At 43.0% G+C, this 20,669-nt stretch carries 19 protein-coding genes; 10 read left to right on the top strand and 9 right to left on the bottom strand.

The features are described 5' to 3' along the window. Positions 1 to 91 precede the first annotated feature (91 nt). Both ACFPRA_RS24340 and ACFPRA_RS24335 read left to right on the top strand, forming a co-directional pair. Entirely contained in the window at positions 92 to 961 is an 870-nt protein-coding gene (locus ACFPRA_RS24340) for a LysR family transcriptional regulator (RefSeq protein ID WP_381440567.1), read from the top strand. A 201-nt stretch (positions 962 to 1,162) separates the two neighbouring features. Beyond that, positions 1,163 to 1,603: a GNAT family N-acetyltransferase gene (locus tag ACFPRA_RS24335; protein ID WP_381440565.1), complete on the top strand. Its 441-nt coding sequence runs from the start codon at positions 1,163 to 1,165 to the stop codon at positions 1,601 to 1,603. A 448-nt stretch (positions 1,604 to 2,051) separates the two neighbouring features. On the opposite strand, the gene ACFPRA_RS24330 is transcribed toward ACFPRA_RS24335, so the two are convergent. Both ACFPRA_RS24330 and ACFPRA_RS24325 read right to left on the bottom strand, forming a co-directional pair. Beyond that, positions 2,052 to 2,276, bottom strand: a complete 225-nt coding sequence (locus ACFPRA_RS24330) for a hypothetical protein (protein WP_381440563.1) — start codon at positions 2,274 to 2,276, stop codon at positions 2,052 to 2,054. Positions 2,277 to 2,370: 94 nt separating this feature from the next. Beyond that, positions 2,371 to 4,176, bottom strand: coding sequence for a helix-turn-helix domain-containing protein (locus tag ACFPRA_RS24325; RefSeq protein WP_381440561.1), 1,806 nt, complete (start codon positions 4,174 to 4,176; stop codon positions 2,371 to 2,373). Between the two features lie 259 nt (positions 4,177 to 4,435). Here ACFPRA_RS24325 and ACFPRA_RS24320 point away from each other — a divergent pair, with 259 nt between their 5' ends. The 5 genes from ACFPRA_RS24320 to ACFPRA_RS24300 all read left to right on the top strand — a co-directional run bounded on the left by ACFPRA_RS24320 (position 4,436) and on the right by ACFPRA_RS24300 (position 9,789). After that, a complete protein-coding gene (locus tag ACFPRA_RS24320; protein WP_381440558.1) occupies positions 4,436 to 5,575 on the top strand; it encodes an acyl-CoA dehydrogenase in 1,140 nt (379 codons plus the stop codon). Between the two features lie 36 nt (positions 5,576 to 5,611). Beyond that, positions 5,612 to 7,579, top strand: a complete 1,968-nt coding sequence (locus tag ACFPRA_RS24315; RefSeq protein ID WP_381440556.1) for an acetate--CoA ligase — start codon at positions 5,612 to 5,614, stop codon at positions 7,577 to 7,579. Between the two features lie 114 nt (positions 7,580 to 7,693). Beyond that, on the top strand, positions 7,694 to 9,049 hold the full coding sequence (locus tag ACFPRA_RS24310; protein ID WP_381440554.1) for an acetyl-CoA carboxylase biotin carboxylase subunit: 1,356 nt from the start codon (positions 7,694 to 7,696) through the stop codon (positions 9,047 to 9,049). Positions 9,050 to 9,065: 16 nt separating this feature from the next. Then, positions 9,066 to 9,278, top strand: coding sequence for an acetyl-CoA carboxylase biotin carboxyl carrier protein subunit (locus tag ACFPRA_RS24305; protein WP_381440552.1), 213 nt, complete (start codon positions 9,066 to 9,068; stop codon positions 9,276 to 9,278). A gap of 118 nt (positions 9,279 to 9,396) precedes the next feature. Then, positions 9,397 to 9,789 (top strand): hotdog family protein, encoded by a 393-nt coding sequence (locus tag ACFPRA_RS24300; protein WP_381440550.1) that lies wholly within the window; start codon positions 9,397 to 9,399, stop codon positions 9,787 to 9,789. A gap of 47 nt (positions 9,790 to 9,836) precedes the next feature. On the opposite strand, the gene ACFPRA_RS24295 is transcribed toward ACFPRA_RS24300, so the two are convergent. Both ACFPRA_RS24295 and ACFPRA_RS24290 read right to left on the bottom strand, forming a co-directional pair. Continuing rightward, positions 9,837 to 11,018, bottom strand: a complete 1,182-nt coding sequence (locus ACFPRA_RS24295; RefSeq protein WP_381440548.1) for an amidohydrolase — start codon at positions 11,016 to 11,018, stop codon at positions 9,837 to 9,839. Between the two features lie 456 nt (positions 11,019 to 11,474). Continuing rightward, positions 11,475 to 12,857: an MFS transporter gene (locus ACFPRA_RS24290; RefSeq protein ID WP_381440546.1), complete on the bottom strand. Its 1,383-nt coding sequence runs from the start codon at positions 12,855 to 12,857 to the stop codon at positions 11,475 to 11,477. A 398-nt stretch (positions 12,858 to 13,255) separates the two neighbouring features. On the opposite strand from ACFPRA_RS24290, the gene ACFPRA_RS24285 reads away from it, so the two are divergent. Next, entirely contained in the window at positions 13,256 to 13,474 is a 219-nt protein-coding gene (locus ACFPRA_RS24285; protein WP_381440544.1) for a DUF5342 family protein, read from the top strand. Positions 13,475 to 13,642: 168 nt separating this feature from the next. Further along, entirely contained in the window at positions 13,643 to 14,539 is an 897-nt protein-coding gene (locus ACFPRA_RS24280) for a hypothetical protein (RefSeq protein WP_381440542.1), read from the top strand. Positions 14,540 to 14,870: 331 nt separating this feature from the next. Here the strand turns inward: ACFPRA_RS24280 and ACFPRA_RS24275 are convergent, their stop codons facing one another. After that, a complete protein-coding gene (locus ACFPRA_RS24275) occupies positions 14,871 to 15,836 on the bottom strand; it encodes an ABC transporter substrate-binding protein (protein ID WP_381440540.1) in 966 nt (321 codons plus the stop codon). Positions 15,837 to 16,038: 202 nt separating this feature from the next. Next, complete coding sequence (locus ACFPRA_RS24270) at positions 16,039 to 16,425, bottom strand: OsmC family protein (RefSeq protein ID WP_239391919.1); 387 nt, start codon at positions 16,423 to 16,425, stop codon at positions 16,039 to 16,041. Positions 16,426 to 16,602: 177 nt separating this feature from the next. On the opposite strand from ACFPRA_RS24270, the gene ACFPRA_RS24265 reads away from it, so the two are divergent. Continuing rightward, on the top strand, positions 16,603 to 17,268 hold the full coding sequence (locus tag ACFPRA_RS24265; protein ID WP_381440538.1) for a GNAT family N-acetyltransferase: 666 nt from the start codon (positions 16,603 to 16,605) through the stop codon (positions 17,266 to 17,268). Between the two features lie 387 nt (positions 17,269 to 17,655). Here ACFPRA_RS24265 and ACFPRA_RS24260 read toward each other — a convergent pair whose 3' ends face one another. The 3 genes from ACFPRA_RS24260 to ACFPRA_RS24250 form a co-directional block, all read right to left on the bottom strand. Beyond that, on the bottom strand, positions 17,656 to 18,801 hold the full coding sequence (locus tag ACFPRA_RS24260) for an alpha-hydroxy-acid oxidizing protein (RefSeq protein WP_381440536.1): 1,146 nt from the start codon (positions 18,799 to 18,801) through the stop codon (positions 17,656 to 17,658). A 90-nt stretch (positions 18,802 to 18,891) separates the two neighbouring features. After that, a complete protein-coding gene (locus tag ACFPRA_RS24255; RefSeq protein WP_381440533.1) occupies positions 18,892 to 19,563 on the bottom strand; it encodes a methionine ABC transporter permease in 672 nt (223 codons plus the stop codon). Next, complete coding sequence (locus ACFPRA_RS24250) at positions 19,560 to 20,579, bottom strand: methionine ABC transporter ATP-binding protein (RefSeq protein ID WP_381440531.1); 1,020 nt, start codon at positions 20,577 to 20,579, stop codon at positions 19,560 to 19,562. Before ACFPRA_RS24250 ends, ACFPRA_RS24255 begins: the two co-directional genes overlap by 4 nt. Between the last annotated feature and the right edge of the window lie 90 nt (positions 20,580 to 20,669).

Here is a 20,669-nt window from a genome sequence, read left to right as displayed (position 1 = left end):
TGTTGTTAGTATACAGGTAAAGTTTAGATAATAAAATTGAATGTTTTTAAGCCGTTAGTTGAATAAAATTCAAGTAAAGGAAGTGAAAAAGTTGTCACTTGCGAAGTTTGAAATATTTAGTACGGTTGTCGAATTAGGGAGTCTCAAACAAGCGGCAGAATCACTTAGCTTAACGCAATCAGCCGTGAGTCATGCTATTGCTAGCTTGGAGGCGGAATGGGGCTTTACAATTTTGATAAGAGGACGAGCAGGGATTCAGTTGACGAGTAATGGGGAACGCGTATTGCGGCATATTCATGAAATGTTAAAGTGGAATGAACAAATGATACAAGAAATCGCAAATATTAAAGGGCTTGAAATCGGTACCGTACGCATTGGCACTTTTTCGAGTGTTTCCATTCAATGGCTGCCGGAAATCTTGAAAAGTTTTAATGCAGATCTACCTGCGATTGACATCAAGTTGTTGGAGGGGGATTATGATACCGTTGAGCATTGGATCGCAACGGGTGCGGTGGATTTTGGATTTGTTTCGTTACCAACTTCAAAAACGTTTGAAGTGATACAATTAAAAAAAGACCGCATCCTATGTATTCTTCCTGAAGAGCATCCCCTCGCAAACGAACAGAAAGTGAGTTTTGCGGACATTCAAGACGAGATGTTCATTATGACGAAGAAAGGGAGCGATAATGATTTGAAGCGCGTGTTTCAGGAAAATCAAGTAACTCCCCACATTAAATTTGAACTGGCTGACGATCAAGCGATCATTTCCATGGTTCAAAATGGGATGGGAATTAGCATGTTACCTGAAATGGTTTTGCATCGCGTTCCGCAGAACGTTCGTATCCTGAGTTTGGAAGGGGAGCATTACCGCTCCATCGGTATCGCAGCTTCGTCCTTCCGCACGATCTCGCCAGCTGCCCGAAAATTTATTGAATATGTGAAAGCGTGGTTGGATGAATAAAGTGAAACTTCAATCAGTGGGGGGGTTCCCCATCCCCACTGATTGTTAGTTGAACCAATCGGGCTTTTACGGGCAGTTGATCTCCCATCTATCCTTATTGTTTTACTTAAGTCTTGAGGTGGGAGTCTTACTGCCCGTTAATGCGGGATAAAAGGTATAATAATGACTTGATCAAATAAATTCGAAAAGAGTTGAGAAACATTGAATGCAAAAAGAATCACAACAAACAGCGATTTAGAAAGGGCTTTTCATATTCGAAAAGAAGTGTTTGTAGAGGAACAAGGCGTCCCATTGGAGGATGAATTTGATGAATTCGACACACTCGATGGGCGATGCGAGCATGTTCTCGTTTATCATGATGAGGAGGCTGTCGGTACAGGCAGGTTACGAGTTACCGATGGATCGGGTAAGTTGGAAAGAATCTGTATCCTCAAGCCCTATCGTCAATATGGACTTGGCAAACGAATTATCCAATCATTGGAGGAGATTGCAGCAGAGAAAGACATTGCCCGTGTCAAATTGCATGGGCAAACACATGCGGAGAATTTTTATAAAAAGCTCGGTTATGAGACCGCCTCGGAGATGTTTATGGAGGATGGAATTCCTCATATTTTAATGACAAAAGAATTGACCAATCAGTAAGTTTTTGAGGGATATGGTCAAAAGTAGGAATTCCTTCAGCCTGATTGAAAACGCTTGTCACGTGGAAGGCAGGCTAAGAGCGCGACGTCCCAAAAAAAGTGCCTTAATTTCTGCAAAGAGCACAGAAATACGGCAAATCGAACCCTTCGCTGTTCGATTCGCAACACCTGCATGACTCGCTTCCTGTGAGCCCGCGCGAAGTCGAGCGAAGACGCTCATGAACTAGGGTTCATGAGCGGACGAGCGACTAAGGAAGGCATCCTAAGGGCGCCGCGTCCTGAAAAGTGCCTTAATTTCTGCAAAGAACGCAGAAATATGGCAAATCGAACCCTTCGCTGTTCGATTGGCAACGGATGCATGAACCTACATCCTGTAGGCCTCAACAACGGATGCGAGCGTTTGTCAACAGGCTGAGGTGCCAGTTCAGGAACTGGCACTCTTCATACAATCATCTTCTTTTCCTCTTCCCGAAATCATGGGCAGCCGATTTGCTTTTATCTACAATTTTTTCAAACTCCACGAACACATGATAAACGTTTTCCTTTATCTCCAGTACACTGATCACTTTTCCTTTACGGCCTTTGATTTTCACCTCTTCACCGACAGAAGGGACACTTCCCCGCGCTAGCGTCAGTACATAGGTTTTGTTTTCATAATAATGGATGGCATACATATCCCTATCTCCTTTGTTTTCATCTGACAGGTGGAGTCCCTTCATTTTATGATGGGATGGGAGATTTAGAACGGTATGGGTGCCTTGCGCCTATTTATTTTTTGATAAATTGATAAATGTTTCCTGCTAATTGAATATTGAATAGTTGTTGGCTATCCGACAAATCTGTTAGGAGAATCTCTTCAATTCGTTTTAAACGGTAGTTTAACGTGTTGCTATGAATATGTAAAAAAGCCGCTGTTTTCTTGGTGTTTTGATTTTGATTCAAATAAGCAATCAGCGTATGGAGAAGGTCGCCTTTCCGCGCTTGTTCGTATTGAATGAGTGGGCCCAATACTTCTTGCACAAAATCGGTTAACTCTTCCTCGGAATTTTGTAAGATGAATCGTTGAACGCCCAAATCTGTAAAGCAAAGGACATGTTGATCGAAATGATAGTTTTGCAGGAACTTTATGCATTTCGTGGCTTCCTTAAAGGACTCGTGTACAGAAGTAAGTTTGGGCTTCATTCTGCCAATACCGATCGATACCTTCATCTCACTATACAACCTTTTAATTTCCCGCTGTAGATTTGCTGCCAGCTCTTTCATTTCTGCAATGACGTTAGCCGACAATGACGTTGAATGACAGGAGAGTAGCACAACGATTTGATTGCCGTTTCGTACGGCCATGCCTTGCGAATTTCTCTTCAGGAATATTTTGTTTGTTAAATAGAGTAAATTATTGATAGCGCTTTCACTAATAACATCTTTTTGTGCATTATTTTTATCTTCCACATGAATGATAATGGAAATATAGTTCCTGTTCGGGTCAAAATTTAAATTTTTAGCCCGTTGCATGATTGTTTCATCGACTTGTCCGGAAAACAGTTTTGTAACAAACTCACCCCTTAAGCGCTGCTGTGTGTCAAAAATGGCTTGTTCTTTGACCAACTCAAGGGAAATGACTGTACAAGCATGTTCAAGCGCCGCAATATCCACTTCACTCACTTTAGTTTTGGAAAGGATAATAAGCGCTCCGAGAGATTTTAGTTTAGAGCCCAGAGATAGGACGATTAATTGATACGCCTCGTCATTCAACTTAATATCGGCAACTGTATAGGAATTCTCAAGCGATAGGATGATTTGTTTTGTGTATTGGATGAGATAATTCGTCATGTCCTCCGTAAACGATGAATGACAGGCAGATGCCTGTAGTTCCCCTAAATCATCGAATAGAAAAATATGTTGGCCGATCGTTTGATGGATATAGTCTAAAATGGATTGGATTCCTTCTTCATTGACGACAAGGTTGGCGATGTTCCGGTGCGTTTCAAGGTATCGAGAGAGCTTTTTCACCATTTTTTCCTTCTCGTAGTAAAGGCTCGATTTGCCTAAGGCGATAGCAGCTTGATAACTGATTGCTTCCAGCAGATGAATATCTTCCTGCTTGAAATGTAAGGATTTATCGAAAGAATCCAAAGTGATAACGCCGATACATTTTCCATTTTGTAAAATGGGTGAAGAAATGACCGATGTAAAATGAAAGTTATTTGAAATCGATCTATTTAATAAGTCTCGATTGTATGGCGTCAATGTATCCAATGCCTGTTTAATTTCTTCCTCATTCCAAAAAACAAGGCAATGATTTGCGGCAAAAGCCATGCCAGTCATGGATTCACCCTTTTTTAGTTTAATGGATTTGAAGATGTGTGGATAAAATAACCCTTGAGCTGATTTGGCAATTAAACGGTTTTGTTTGTCGTTGAAGATCCAAATAGATCCTCCTCCCGCTGCATCTACGACAGAAATCGCTTCATTTAAAATCGAATCGAAGATTGTATCAAGATCCAATGTGGAATTAATGACGTTTGAAACATGGATTAATGATTTTAACTGACGGTGCGTCAATGTATCTTGCATCCTTCATCATCCTTCCTCTTCGAAGTTTTATCATTTGAACTTGTGCATTTGTGTAAAATACACAAGTTTTTTCATAGAATTAAACATAGATTTATATTTCCCAATATTTATAATTATAGTGTAGTTAGAAAAATAATGAAAGTCTGTTAGGCGAGGCATACAGTTTTAGTATTGTTTTTCCAGTATGCATCCTTCTGAAGGAAGGTAGAAATGTAAGTTTGTTCAAAGTATTGCTATTATGAATGGAGGTCGCCAAGAAATGAATTTTGATTTAACGAAAGAACAAGAGATGATACGTAGGTTAATTCGTGAATTTTCTGAGGCGGAAGTTGCCCCTGGAGCAGATGAACGGGATCGGACTGGGGAATTCCCGAAAGAGATTTTTGCAAAATTGGCAGAGTTGGGGATCATGGGTCTTCCATTCCCTGAACAATACAGCGGTGGTGATGCGGATACAATCAGCTTTGCCATTGTTGTTGAAGAGTTAAGCCGTGTTTGTGCATCTACAGGCATCACCTACTCCGCTCATATTTCGTTAGGAGGAGCACCTCTTCATTTGTTTGGCACCGATGAGCAAAAAGAGAAATATTTAACGCCGATTTGTACTGGAGAGTCATTTGGGGCATTTGGTTTGACGGAACCCAATGCGGGCTCCGATGCAGGAGGAACCCAAACAACCGCCGTTCTGGATGGAGATGAGTGGGTCATTAATGGAGCCAAATGTTTTATTACCAATGCGAGCTATGCGAAACATCTTGCTGTGACGGCTGTGACAGACCGTTCAAAAGGCATCAATGGCATTAGCGCATTTATCGTTCCAACAGACGCACCAGGATTTACGGTGATCAATAATTATGAAAAAATGGGGCTTCACGCTTCCGATACAACTGAACTCATCTTGGAAAATGTAAGGGTTTCCAAAAAAGCTTTGTTAGGTATAGAGGGCAATGGATACAAGCAGTTTTTAGCGACTTTGGATGGTGGAAGAATTGGCATCGGAGCTATGGCCGTCGGAATCGCACAAGGTGCTTATGAAAAATCACTGCAGTATGCAAAGGAAAGAAAACAGTTTGGAAAAAGTCTATCAAACTTCCAGGCAATCCAATTTAAATTGGCCGATATGGCAATGAATATCGAACTTGCCCGGAATATGGTTTTCAAAGCGTCTTGGCTAAAAGACCAAGGTCGTCCATTTAAAAAAGAGGCGGCCTACGCAAAATTATTTGCTTCCGAAATATGCATGCGCGTATGTGATCAAGCGATTCAAATCCATGGCGGCTATGGATACATGAAGGAATATCAAGTGGAGCGGTTCTTCCGTGATGCCAAGCTTTTGGAAATTGGGGAAGGAACATCTGAAGTGCAACGGATGGTTATTGCAAAACAAATCGGCTGCTAAATACGTTTTTCGAAAAATTGATAAAGGGGTTATAACATGGATATTAATGGAATTTTTCAAGTTGTTTCAAATAGCAAGCTTATTTTTCCGAATGAAGAAAAAGTGCGTTCTACCTCCATTGGAAGCACAGAAGCTTTTCAAAAACTTCTTCGACAATCCCAAGAAGATCCTGCTACCTTTTGGGACAATGCAGCCCGCGACCTTGAATGGTATGAACCGTGGACTGAAACCATTAGTGGACAACTCCCTGATTTTCGTTTTTTTGTGAACGGCATTAGCAACCCGAGCATCAATTTGCTGGACCGGCATGTCGAGAATGGAGCAGGCAACCGGACAGCGCTTATTTGGGAAGGGGAGAATGGGGACTCCAAATTTTACACCTACAATATGCTTCTTGCAGAAGTGAATCGTTTTGCAAATGTTCTCCGATCACTTGGTGTGAAAAAAGGGGATGGTGTCGCTGTTTTCCTGCCTAATCTGGCAGAAGCATTTATTGCCATACTCGCATGTTTTCGCATTGGTGCGATTTACAATGCGGTGTTCTCGGGTTATTCCGAAAAATCATTGGCAGATCGACTCATTAGCTTCGAGCCTAAAGTGGTCGTGACGGCAGATGCAACAGAACGGCGCGGGAAAGTAATTCAATTAAAAGAAAAAGTCGATCACGTTGTCCCGACAATTCCATCCGTTGAAGCGGTCGTTGTTGTCGATCGTTTAGGGTTAGAGGTGGAAATGAAAGAGGGACGTGATTACTGGTGGCACGAGCTGACAAAGAAGGCGAGCATCGTATGTGAACCTGAGCGGATGGAAGCGAATGAAAGCGGGCTTGTGTTCTATACAAGTGGCACGACAGGAAAACCTAAAGGGGTCGTCCATTCCGGTATGGCTTTCGTTATTCAAAATTACATCTATGCCAAATATCATTTGGATCATCACGATGATGATGTTTTCTGGTGTACCGCTGATATCGGCTGGTTAACGATGCATATTTGGGGGATTACAGGTGCTTTAGCGAATGGGGTAACGACCGTTGTCTATGAAGGCGCAGTGGATTATCCAGAAAAGGACCGTTTTTATCAAATCATTGAAAAGTACCGGGTGAATAAATTATTTACTGCCCCGACCGCACTCCGCATGTTAAAAAGCATGGGAGAAAAACCGTTAGCGCAATTCGATTTGTCTTGTCTGGATGTCATCTCACTGGTGGGAGAACCGTTTGATACGGAAACATGGCATTGGACGTATGATGTGTTAGGAAAGAAAAAGATCTATATCAATAATACTTGGGGCCAAACGGAAACAGCGGGTTCTCCGATCGCAGGGGCAGCTTGGCTAACGCCGATGAAACCGGGTTCCTCGGGCACTGCGTTTTTAGGAGCCGTTTTTGATGTGGTGGATGAGGAAGGCAATCCGGTTCAACCTGGTCAATTAGGGAATTTAGTGATTAACAAACCGTTTCCGATGCTGTGCCGTACGCTTTGGAAAGAGCCGGAACGCTATTACGCCTCGTATTTCAGTCAAGTCGATGGCAGTTATTATGCCAGCGATCTAGCATTGATCGATGAAGACGGCTATATCTGGGTAGTCGGCCGTTCGGATGACGCCTTTAATGTGGCGGGGCATCGGTTAAGTACACTAGAAATGGAAAGTGCTGTACTTGAATGTAAAGGGGTTGCCGAATGCGCGGTCATAGGGGTTCCCGATGAAATTAAAGGGGAAGTGCCTGTCGTATTTGTCCGTCTGGCAGATGGGTTTGAAGGTGGCGAAGAGATAATCCAACGAATTAACGATAATATTGTCCAACAAATTGGAAAGATTGCCAGTCCAAAAGAAGTGATCATTACAAATACGTTACCGAAAACCGTCAGTGGAAAAATTATGCGCCGTTTATTGAAAGAAATTGTGGCGACAGGCAAGGTAGCGGGGGATATTACAGGACTTGAAGATCCATCAACGGTTGAAGATATACAAAATATTGTTGGTGATGGATTAGTAACGAAATAGAGAAATATACGGACCAGCTATCTGCTAAGCGAATGGCTGGCCCCCTTGCACCATTTTCGCAGTATTCATGTTCTATAAAGCTTTCTTAATGAATGAATAGAAAGGGTGGTAAGCATGTTCAAGAAAGTGTTGATTGCCAATCGTGGAGAGATTGCTGTTCGGGTCATCCGGACATGCAAAGACTTAGGGATTTCGACCGTTGCTGTCTATTCAGAAGCGGATGCGGATGCTCCTCATGTCAAATTGGCGGATGAAGCGCATTTAATTGGAGGGCCTCGTGTTACAGAAAGTTATGTCAACATCGATAAAATTTTGGAAGTCGCCCGTTTAACAAAAGTGGAGGCGATTCACCCTGGCTATGGACTGCTTTCCGAAAATGCCGAATTTGCTCGACGCTGTGAGGCGGATGGGTTGGTATTCATCGGACCTTCTCCAGATGTGATTTCCAAAATGGGTAGCAAGATTGAATCACGGAAAGCGATGGAAGAAGCAGGCGTCCCGGTAGTTCCTGGAATTACACATCCATTGGCTGATGCGGAGGAAGCGGTGGAGGTGGCGGATCGTATTGGCTATCCTGTCATGTTAAAAGCTTCTGCTGGCGGAGGCGGAATCGGCATGCAAGTTGTCCATAACGGAGATGAAATCCGCAAAGCCTTTGCAGGGAACCAAAAGCGGGCGACTGATTTCTTCGGCGATGGTGCCATGTACATTGAAAAGTTTGTGGAAAACCCTCGGCATATCGAGATTCAAATTTTGGCAGATGGCTTAGGCAATACCGTTTATTTATGGGAACGTGAATGTTCGGTTCAGCGTCGCCATCAAAAAGTCGTCGAGGAAGCGCCGTCATCTTTTCTTTCTGAAGCGACCCGCAGCAAAATGGGGGAGGCGGCAGTAAAAGCAGCCACTTCCATTGGCTATAAAAATGCAGGAACGATCGAGTTTTTAGTCGATGCAGAGCAAAACTTTTATTTTCTTGAAATGAATACTCGTTTGCAAGTGGAACACCCGGTGACAGAAGAAATTACAGGGTTGGACTTAGTTGAACAGCAATTGAACATTGCGGCAGGTGAAGCACTGACGATTACGCAAGAAGAGGTTAAACGTGAGGGGCATGCAATTGAAGTGAGAATCTATGCGGAAGACCCTAAAACGTTCTTCCCTTCTCCAGGAAAAATCACCAAATTGGAATTGCCAAAAGGACCTGGCATTCGCCATGAATTAGCCGTTCATGATCAATCTGTCGTAACGCCTTTTTATGATCCGATGATTGCCAAGCTGATTGTCAAAGGGAATGATCGCGATGAGGCGATCAATCGAATGCAAGAAGCATTGGCAAATTATTACATTGAAGGCATTAAAACGAATATACCTATTTTGGAAGAGATTATTACCCATCCGGCATTTCATGCAGGGGATACGACAACGGATTTCATTACAAAACATTTGATAACGAAAAAACAAACAACATAAATAGGGGGAATTCACAATGAGTGAAATCGTAGCAAATATGGCAGGAAGCGTGTGGAAAGTGCTTGTGAAAACGGGTGATCCAGTAGAAGAAGGTCAGGATGTTGTGATTTTGGAATCTATGAAAATGGAAATTCCGATTACAGCCGAATCGAGTGGGACAGTGAAAGACGTAAAAGTGAATGAGGGCGACTTTGTAAATGAAGGAGACATCCTTGTAGAAGTTGAATAATCGCTGCACGTTACTCTTTCCAGCTGACGCCAGAGGAATCAATGCAATGATTCGCTCTGGTGTAGCATGCTGGTACACTAATCAATAATCCGCAGTGAAAACCTTTAGGGGGATTAAAATGTCATTACAAGTAGGAGATTCCATTAAGTTTGAACGGACTTTTACAGCGAGGGATGTTGAATTATTTACGGAGATCTCGGGGGATGAAGGAATTCATCATATGACCCCGGATGAACAGGGGAGACTTGTCGTTCAAGGGTTATTAACGGCAACACTTCCTACAAAAGTAGGTGGAGACCATAATGTACTCGCCCGTACGATGCATTTTGAGTTTTTAAGGCCTGTGTTTACGTGGGATACGATTAATTGTGAAGTGACCATCGAAAAATACGACAAGCAAGAAAAGAATCGGATGGCAATTGCTGCTACTTTTTCGTGTACGAATCAACATGCCAAGGAAGTCTTAACGGGAGATTTTTCTGGCATCATCCGTTTGGAGAAGGAATCATGAATGGTACCTCGTGAAGAGTGGAATCGTCGAGGTACCATTCATTGATTTTATTGCTGGGTACTACAGACAACTTGTCCTACGGCTTTTGCAGCGACGAGCAATGCCGCTTCATCGATATCGAATTTGGGATGATGGTTGAAATAAGGCTTTTCAACGCCCGCTGGTGAACAGGCGATATAGAAGAAGCATGCCGGGAACTTCTCAGCATAATAAGCAAAGTCCTCAGATGGGGGCAGAGCTGGGAATTCTTTCACTTCTTTTATATCGGGATCGTTGGCGTTTTTGAGTGTTTCTGCCACTTTCGCTGTCAATTCAGGATTGTTGTAGAGCGGTGGATAATCGGGTGTGTACGTTAGTGCACATGTGACGCCAAACTCTTCTTCAAGCCCTTTGACAAGACGTTTTATTTCTTTTTCAATGGTTACTTTAGTTTCCATAGCCATATAACGAATATCGCCTTCCAGTTCCACGCTGTCTTTAATGACATTGAAGGTGCCTTTCCCATCAAACGAACCAATGGTAATGACGCCGATTTCGAATGGATTTAATCGGCGACTAATCACCGTTTGGACGGCCGTGACAAAATGGGCGCCTGCAACGATGGCATCATTTGCTAAATGTGGGGAAGATCCATGCCCGCCCCGGCCTTGGATAATCAATTTCATATACGCCCTGCCGTTAAAAGAAAATCCTGCGTGATAGCCAACCAAACCTGCCGGCCCCATAGGGAGTAAGTGAATGCCGTACACTTCATCGACATCGTCAAGGACGCCAGACTCGACAATACTTTTCGCTCCACCAGGTGGGACCTCTTCAGCATGCTGGTGGATAATTATAATGGTACCGGAAAGCTCATCTTTCAATTGGATTAAACAATCCGCCAATACTAATAAGTAAGCTGTATGTCCATCGTGACCGCAAGCATGCATTACACCCTCGTTTTTTGATTTGAACGGTACAGGTGTTTCTTCCACAATAGGAAGGGCGTCAAAATCTGCGCGAAGTGCAATGGTCTTCCCTGGTTTAGCGCCTTTGATCGTGACGATGATCCCATAGCCATTCCCAACATTGGTTTGGATATCGACATCTTTGTCTTTATAAAAATCGATAATATATTGAGCCGTTTTTTCTTCTTCGAACGATAGCTCTGGATTTTCGTGCAAATAGCGTCGAATTTGAATGATTTCCTCTTCGCGTTCTTCTAACATCTTCATGAGTTTTTCTTTCATATGCCCTGACTCCTTTTATCTTCATTCAGCATACTCCCACCTCTATAGGTAGCGAGTGATTGCGGTTTTGTTTCTTGTCCAGCGGGTGTTCAAACGCCCGCTGAACGAATAATGGAAGGCAGTCTAAGTGCGCGACGTCCTGAAAAGAAAAGTGCCTTAATTTCTGCAAAGATCGCAGAAATACGGCAAATCGAACCCTCCGCTGTTCGATTCGCAACGGCTGCATTATCTACATCCTGTAGGCCCGCGGATGTCACAGATTTTGAAGGGAGTTTGATGAAGGCAAGCTAAATACGCGACGTCCTAAAAAGAAAGTGCCTTAATTTCTGCAAAGATCGCATAAATACGGCAAATCGAACCCTTCGCTGTTCGATTCGCAACGCTTGCAGGACCCACATCGTGTGGGCCCCAAGCTCGATTCAAAATCTGGATGCAATTACGCCGAGGCTTAATTGATTAAGCTTCTTTTTTCCCGGTATTGTTTGGGACCATAAACAAGATCGATAATAATGCGATGCCTGCGAAGATAACGTTTGCGATAATACCTCCCGTAGCTGCTACGCCAACGCCACTTGTATGCGAAATCGTTGCGTAAACCGTTGCGGATATGGCAACCCCGAATGCTGAACCGAGGGAACTGGCCATTTTGTAAATTCCGGAGGCTGCGCCAATTTTATCGTCAGGTGCATTCGATACGGCTGTATCTGTAGAGGGTGTGGCGTAAATGCCCAGTCCTAAGCCGAAAAGAGCAAAGCCGATAAAGACGACGATGGTGTAAGCGAGATCGGGTAAAAACGTTAACCCCATGACACCCACACCGATGAGCGTTAAAGTTGTGCCCCAGAGCATCGGTTTTTTCGCACCGACTTTTTGTAGAATCTTTTCACCGACACGAATCATGGCCAGGACGGCAATTAAATAGCCGATGGACAGCATACCGGATTGGAATGAAGTAAACCCTCTGCCTTCTTGCACATACGTATTCGCAACGACCAATGTTCCAGCAACAGCGTTCAGTAAGAAATTAGAGATGGTTGCACCTGTATACGGGGCATTTTTAAATAACCCGAAATCGATCAAAGCATTTGATTTGCCACTCTCCACTTTTACGAAGACAAATGCACCTATAATCGTAATGGCTGCCAGTACGAGTGTAATCCAGCTTGTCCAACCCAATTCAGCACCTTGCGTAATGACAATATTCAAGGCCAGCATCGTAATAATAAACACGAGCAAACCGCTACTATCAAATTTAGAATTTCCGGTATTCGCCGCTTTGCTTTCAGGCGTATCTTTGATCAACCATAACGCAAGGAGAGCGAAGATAATGGAAAAGATAAAAATCCATTTCCATCCCATATAAGTGGCAATGGCGCCTCCCAAAAACGAACAAACACCCGATCCACCCCAAGAGCCGATCGACCAGTAACTTAACGCACGTTGCCGTTCTTCGCCCTCAAAATAGGCTTTGACCAATGCAATCGTTGCAGGCATAATACAGGCTGCCGATAGACCTTGGATCACTCGGCCCAGAACGAGTAATAACGCACCGTTTGCCAACACTAAGCAAAGTGAGCCGATAATGCTTAAAATGAGGCCGAGATTTGTTATTTTTTTACGTCCGATTTTATCGGCAAGTCCGCCAGCAGCTACGATAAATATTCCCGAAAATAGCGCTGTTAAACTGATGGCGATATTGAGTGTTCCTGCAGAAACACCTAAATCCTCCTGCACAGTAGGCACGATGTTGACCATTGCTTGGGCAAATAACCAAAACGTTAATACACCGAAGACGATACCTGTAATCATTTTATTTGTTCCTTTATAAGCTGTTTCCATTAAGCACACTCCTTCCAATTTTGTGCTGGTTTCAGGGAGAAATGGATGAGAATCTGACAAGTCGATTTGAATCTCCTTTAAGATGTCCTGTTTTGAGCGAATCGAACCCTTATTGATAATTGGTATATCAGCCAGCTGATCCATAAAATGGGGTACAAATAAGTTTGAAGGTTGAACATTGAAATGATACGAAAATAGGTTTGTTTCGGTAGAAAAACGGGTATTGACGTTGTATAAAAACAAGACGGTGAGAATTAGGTCTCAGGGTTCTCTAGTTACAATGACTCGTTTTCTCTCATTAAACTTTCATTTGCCTCTCATGTCGCTATAATGTGTGAAAGGTATTCTATTAATACAGAACGACATCGACACAGAACATAATGATGGAGGCGATTGCTATGTTAACTGAAGTTCAAATTAAAAAAGCATTATTCCAAAATCAAACACATGAACGGTTTTCATTTTCGGTCTATATTCAAGGAAATGAATTTCAAGGGCTTTACTATGAAGGGGACATCAACTGGTTCAATCCACAACCTTGCCATAAACTAGAGGCACAACAGTTGCAACAACTCGAATCTAATGTATCGGATCGAATGCAACAATTGCTTGCTTAATACGCGAAAGTGAAAAGGACCGGGAGGAAAATGATTTCCTCAGGTCCTTTTGTGCCTTCATAAAAGTACTCATTGAATTTATTTTTCCGCGAATTGGCATGTGATTTGTAACAAAAAGCGTGTTGAAAATGTCTAGATTTATACAAATTTTTCGGGAGGGGGAACAAAATGAAGAAATTGCTTAGTGTAATCTTACTATTGAGCATTCCATTGTTTGGCTGTACGAATGGAGAAAGTACAGGCCAAACGCAAGGTGATGATGAGACAGAAGTAACGAATCCGAGTGGGGATGAAGAAAAAGTGGTAGTCGACATCGTCGAAAAATTTGGTCATAACCTTCAAAACGTTTCATTAATGGGATCGCAAGAAGAAGTGGAAAAAAGTATGCAGGAGCATTATGGGGAAACAGTTTCGCCTCAGCTTATCGAACAATGGCTGACAGATCCGCTCAAAGCACCAGGCAGACTGACTTCAAGTCCTTGGCCAGATCGAATTGACATCGAAACGAAAGAGAAAGAGTCTGACCATGTCTATGCAATAGAAGGAAAAATCGTTGAAAGAACAAATGTAGAGCAAACTGTAAATGAGACACCGATCCATCTTGTAGTCGAAAAAATGGGCGAACATTGGTTGATCAATGAAGTGACAGTTGGTGAAGCAGAACAGGGCGATTCACTCGTCTATACGAATGAAGAATATGGATTTGAGTTTACGCTACCTGCCACTTGGAAGGATTATTCGATTGTGATGGAAAAGTGGAAGGGAGAAGCAGTGACGGGAGAGGGGAAGGAAGAGGGGCCGATGCTTTCGATCCGACATCCACAGTGGACTTCGGAAAATCCACGTCAAGACATTCCGATCCTGATTCTCACGATTGATCAATGGGATGCGCTGCAACAGGAAAAATTCCATATAGGTGCAGCTCCTATCGGACCCCAAGAACTGAATCGCAATGAAAAATATGTTTTTGCACTCCCCGCTCGTTATAACTTCGCATTTCCAACAGGGTACGAAGAAGTGGAACAGATTTTAGAAGCCAACCCGTTACACGTGAACGTCGATTGAACAGTTGGGAATATGAAGAAAAGAACCAGGTACCATGGACTGATCGCCTGTCCGGTACCTGGTCTTTTTAACTTGCTTCAGCAGAAGTCCCCTACTTCCATAATTGGAGGGATGAATGCCTGAATGCATTTCAATCAGAGGAAGTCCAAACTCCCTGCTGATTCAAGTTAAGCCTCCGGCGGATGTCACAGATTTTGAAAGGAGTTAATTGCGAATCGAACGGCGAAGGGTTCGATTTGCCGTATTTCTGCGTTCTTTGCAGAAATTAAGGCACCAGCGATTAGCAAGCGCAATTCAAAATCTGGACGCAATTACGCCGAGGCGTAATTAATTATTTACTTTTAATGAAATCGACAATTTCTTTCATTTGGTATTCCAAGGCGATCGGATCTTGGAAGTAGAATGTATTGAGTTCATATTCAAAAATATGGTCGGACTTGACGGCAGGTAGGTCTTGCCATAGCTTACTTTTCATGATTTCCTTGCTGTTTTCAACGCCGTTGTCACGAACGCCTAATAAGATAAAATCTGCCTCCCCGAGATATTCAGGAATCGTTTCTTGAGAGATGCTTGCCCAACCGTCTTTAAAAGCAATGTCCACTACTTTTTGAGGGGCGTTCAACTGAAGCTCATTATAGATCACTTGACCCCCACGACCGTAAGAGTCCCCAAATAGGTACGAATCTTTATCGGTCATTTCTAAAATGACAATTCTTGGATCGTTTTGAAGGATTGGTTCCAACTCTTTCTTTTGATCTTCCACTTTTTTATCGAAATCAGCAAGGAATTGCTTCGCTTCTTTCTCTCGATTTAACACGTTGGCAATTTCGAGGAGTCGTTCTTTATAATCTGCATACATGCCGAATGGAATGATCACAGTCGGTGCTATTTTGGAAAGTGACTCATATTGTTCTTCGTTATAAGTGAGAATGAGATCTGGTTCCAGCTCGATTACTTTTTCAATTGAGAAAGATGATTTATCCCCGATGCTTTCGACGTCTTTTAATCGTTCTTCAAAGTATGGTGTTTCAAATGCCCAGCCTGTTGTAGCGATTGGTGTAATGCCGGTTGCTAATACATCCCCGACATAATCTTGGTCGATGACGACGACGCGTTCAGGGTGTAACGGTAGCTCAACGGGACCTTTGACGCTTTCATACGTTCTTGTTGCAGAAGCTTCTTGCTCTTGCCCCTGCTCGTCCGTCACCGCTTCTGGAGGCGTATTACTCGTACAACCACTTACAATAAACATGAATAGGAGTACGAAGAAAATGGCAAATCCTTTTTTCTTGAACATTTGATATCCTCATTCCTTTTAAATGATAGTGATAATCATTATCACTTATAAAATGTAACAAGAATAGTAGTAAAGGTCAATTAAAATCGCGTGAATCTACAAAGAAGGACGCTGGAATGGAAGCATGGAGGGGAGCGGGGGAGGGCAAAGAAAACGCCCAGTCCAAGTACAGTTGCGGACTAGGCACTTCTATTCGCTACATTCAATTTAGTACTTCATAAGTCTCCACAACTTCGATGGAATCTATGACGGATTGTACCATCGAACAGTTTTTCTTCGTTAATTCAAAAACTCTATCCATTTTGGATGCATCGATTGCTTCTCCTTTAATGGTGAAATGAAGGTGTACTTTTTCGACACGGTTGGCGATTTCCGCATTCCGTTTGACTTCCTTCACTTCAATTGAAATGTGTTCAGCTGGCATCCGCATTTTATCCAAAATATTACGCAACACACCGCCACTGCAAACTGCAATCGATGAGATGAGCAGCTGATAAGGTCTAAATCCATATTCATCATTCCCTGAAATGGTCAGTTGTCCAAAGGACGTCTCTGTTTCAAATGCATTTTCAATCATTTCGAATTTCATAATTGGCTACCTTCCTCTCTTTCTTTGATTGAAGTATACCGAATTTTGTATCATTTTGATAGATGAAACTGAGAAGCCATGAAATGAATCTTACAGTTATGTTCTGCATAGTGTTCGATAAGAGAATAAAAAAACGTGTTCTGATCGGGAATAATACAATGGACAAAGGGGGATGAAATGGCCTACCGCAGTGAAGTATTTGTCTTTGATGGAGGAAGACCTGTTCGTGCTGTTGTTCGAAATTATACAAAGGACGATTTTGCAGATATACTTCGCATCCAATCAGAATGTTTTCCACCGCCATTTCCGTCTACCTTATGGTGGAATGAAGAGCAACTGACAAACCATATCTCCCTTTTTCCAGAAGGTGCCCTTTGTGTGGAGGTGGACGGCAGGCTAGTCGGTTCCTTGACAGGTTTGTGTGTGCAATTTGATCCAGCCCATCCCTCCCATCGATGGGAGGAGATGACGGACAACGGCTATATCCGAAATCACAATCCGAAGGGGAATACGCTCTATATTGTCGACATCGCTGTGAGCCCACAGTATCGCAAATGGGGACTGGGGAAGTTGCTATTGCAGGCGATGTATCAAGTCGTGATCGAACTGAAATTGGAACGTTTGCTTGGCGGTGGAAGAATGCCCGGTTACCATCTCCATGCGCCTGAAATGACTGTCGATGACTATGTGCAGGCGGTGATGAGCGGGGATATCAACGATCCTGTCATTACTTTTTTATTGCGATGCGGAAGAACGCCCGTTGCTGTAGTGGAAAATTATTTAGAGGATGAAGAATCGTTGAATTATGGATTCTTAATGGAATGGAAAAATCCGTTTAACTAACATCTCGTTAATCGGAATATAAAAACGCCAAGGGAAGTATAGGCTTTCCCTTGGCGTTATGGTTCATGGTCTATTTTATCCCGCATTAACGGGCAGTAATACTCCCACCTCAAGACTTAAGTAAAACGATAAGAATAGGTGGGAGATCAACTGCCAATCGAACAGCGAAGGGTTCGATTTGCCGTATTTCTGCGCTCTTTGCGGAAATTAAGGCACTTACAGGACGCCGCGAACTTAAATTGCCTTCCTTCAGCAGGTAGTTTGGACATCCGTTAAAGGAAGATAAAAGCCCGATTGATTCGGGCCAACACGATGTTGGTCACACAAGCGTTGTCACAGGACGTGACGCTTTTAGCTTGTGTTGCCCCCACTGATTGAAGTTTCACTTTATCGTTTTACGATTGTAACGTTACGAAGGTCGCGGACGGAAGTGATCCCGGATAATGAAATCGTCACTTTCATTTCCTGAAGGATATTGGATAATACTTTTTCAACGCCTTGTTGTCCGCCAACTGCCAAGCCGTAGACGAAAGGTCGACCAACTAAAACAGCATCTGCCCCCAATGCGAGCGCTTTGACAACGTCAGAGCCTCTACGGACCCCACTATCGAAAAGCACTGGAATTTTGCCATCGACAGCTTCCACAACGGCACGAAGCGCATCGATACTTGCGACGACACCATCGAGTTGACGGCCGCCATGGTTGGAGACGATAATGCCATCGATGCCGTTTTCGATTGCCAGCTTAGCGTCTTCTGGATGCAGGATGCCTTTCAAAAGGATTGGCAATGAAGTTCTCTTCTTCAGCTCCACTACCTGTTTCCAGCTAAGGGAAGGATGATAAATATTGTCTACGATGCCCTGAATGATTGAATCGTCGTCATCATTCGGAAGGGATGCCATGAAGACAGGATCATTGACATAATTCGCTTTTCCAAACCCTTGCATCAAAGGGGAATATTGATTATTGACATCTTCTTCACGCCAGCCGAGCATGACGGTATCGACCGTTAGCACAATCGCTTCATAGCCGGCAGCTTCCGCTCTTTGTACCATGCTATAGGAAATATCCTCATTTTGACTTGACCAATAGAGCTGGAACCATTTCGGACTATTACCTGTTGCTTCTGTTACCTCTTCTATGCAATAGCTGGATACTGTACTTTGGATGAAAGGAATACCGAGGGAAGCAGCTGCTTGTGCAGTGGCAATTTCCCCGTCTTCATGTGCAATTTTTTGTACGCCAACCGGAGCGATGAATAATGGTGTGGCATATGTACGTCCGAAAAGTTGAACGGAAGTATCCAGTTCTGTTACGTCATTTAAAAAGCGAGGGACGATAGCGTACTTGGAAAAGGAAGAAACATTTTTTTGCAATGTTTCTTCACGGCCGGCACCGGAGTGGATATAACCGAATGCGCCTTTCCCCATTTTTTCCTGCGCTGCTTGTTCCAACTGCTCAAATGAAACTGGAAATGATTCGGACGGGTCAATATTTTGCAATAATAAGTCGTTATTTCTTGTAGTTATCATTGTTGCTCACTCCGTATCAGATGAAATTTGTCTTCTATAAATGCTGTACGTCTCGGTGATAATAGCCACAATCTTCGATATACACTTCATTTAATCCTTTTTAATACGAGCTGCAAGGCGATTGCCGAGCGATTGGATCAATTGGACGATAATAATGAGGATCAAGACCGTTGCGTACATGACGTCGACTTCGTATCTCAAATGTCCAAAACGATAGGCCAAGTCTCCTAAACCACCGGCGCCGACAAGCCCAGCCATCGCCGTCGCCCCGATTAGGCTGACAGTAGCAATCGTTAACCCCAAAATGATAGAGGGACGTGCTTCCCGTAACATGACATGCCAAATAATTTGTCTTGTTTTGATACCCATCGCGGTGTAGGCTTCTACCACCCCTTGCTCGACCTCAAGAAGTGCAGATTCCATTAGACGTGCAATATAGGGGGACGTGTAAAGTACAAGCGGCACGATAACCCCTTTGACGCCTATCGATGTGCCGACAATTAGCTTCGTAAACGGCAAAATGAAAAATAACAATATGATGAATGGTATGGACCTAATAATGTTGATGATTAAATTTAACGTATGGTATAGCAATTTATTATCAAGCGCTTGCCCTGGCCTTGATAAGACTAATAAAATCCCTAATGGAATCCCAATAATGATGGAAAATAACAGAGCGATTCCGACCATTTGGAATGTCTCGATTGTCGATTGTCCAATGATGGGCAACCACTTTTGGATAAAATCTTCATATCCGTTCAATTTTGACCCTCCAATTCTTCCGTGCCAACGCCTTGCTCATGTATGAAAAGCAACGCATTTTCAACTTCTTCTTTTTCACCTGCAACGTGAACAACTAAATTCCCAATCACGCCATTTTTCAGTTCAATAATATTGGCTGCTAAAATGTTAGGCACAACGGCAAATCGTTTACTCATTTCAGCTAACAATGGTTCTCCTGCAATATCGCCAGTAAAAGTCAATCTTTGAACAGAACCTGTTAAATTTAATTGTGAAATGAGAGACGGAGATAAATTCCGTTGAGCGATAGTGCCCAAAAATTTGGTAGTCGTTGGTTTTTGAGGGTTTGAAAACAGGTCAATCGTTGTCCCGTGTTCTACGATTTTTCCGCTTTCCAAAACGTAGACGTAATCGCAAATTTTTTGTATGACGTTCATTTCATGTGTGATCAGTAAGATTGTAATGCCGAACTCTTCGTTGATTTTCAACAGGAGATCGAGGATGGATTCCGTTGTTTCGGGGTCAAGTGCACTTGTCGCCTCATCGCTTAGCAAAATTTCAGGTTCTTGCGCCAATGCCCTAGCAATTGCGACACGCTGCTTTTGCCCCCCGGACAATTGGGAAGGATAGCTTTGATGTTTATCCGCTAAACCGACGATTTCCAAATACTTTTCAGTACGTGCTTTTACTTCCGCCTTATCAATCCCGATCAATTTGAGAGGGATGGCGATGTTGTCGTATACCGTTGCTGTCTTTAGCAAGTTAAAACCTTGGAAAATCATCCCGATTTTGCGACGCGCATTGTCTAGTTTGTGAGGAGGGATGGAGGTGATTTCTTCCCCGTTGATATAAATTTTTCCACTTGTCGGTCGTTCCAGCAAGTTCACACAACGGATCAACGTACTTTTTCCGGCACCACTGTAGCCGATAACGCCATGGATCTCGCCTTTTTTCACATGAATATTTGCTTTGTCGACGGCTATTACTTCATTGTTTTTCGCAGGGAAAACTTTCGAAACATTTTCCAATACAATCACTGTTTTATCTCCTTTTGAAAGAAAACGTTACCTAAAGCGGTAACGTTCCCTGAACTATTATTCATCACGGCTTGGAATGATGGGACTTCA

It is taken from the genome of Sporosarcina soli (genome assembly GCF_042655805.1).
In the GTDB taxonomy this organism is placed as follows: Bacteria; Bacillota; Bacilli; order Bacillales_A; family Planococcaceae; genus Sporosarcina; species Sporosarcina soli.
Note: the sequence above shows the minus strand (reverse complement) of the source record. Positions and strands in the feature narration are given on the sequence as shown.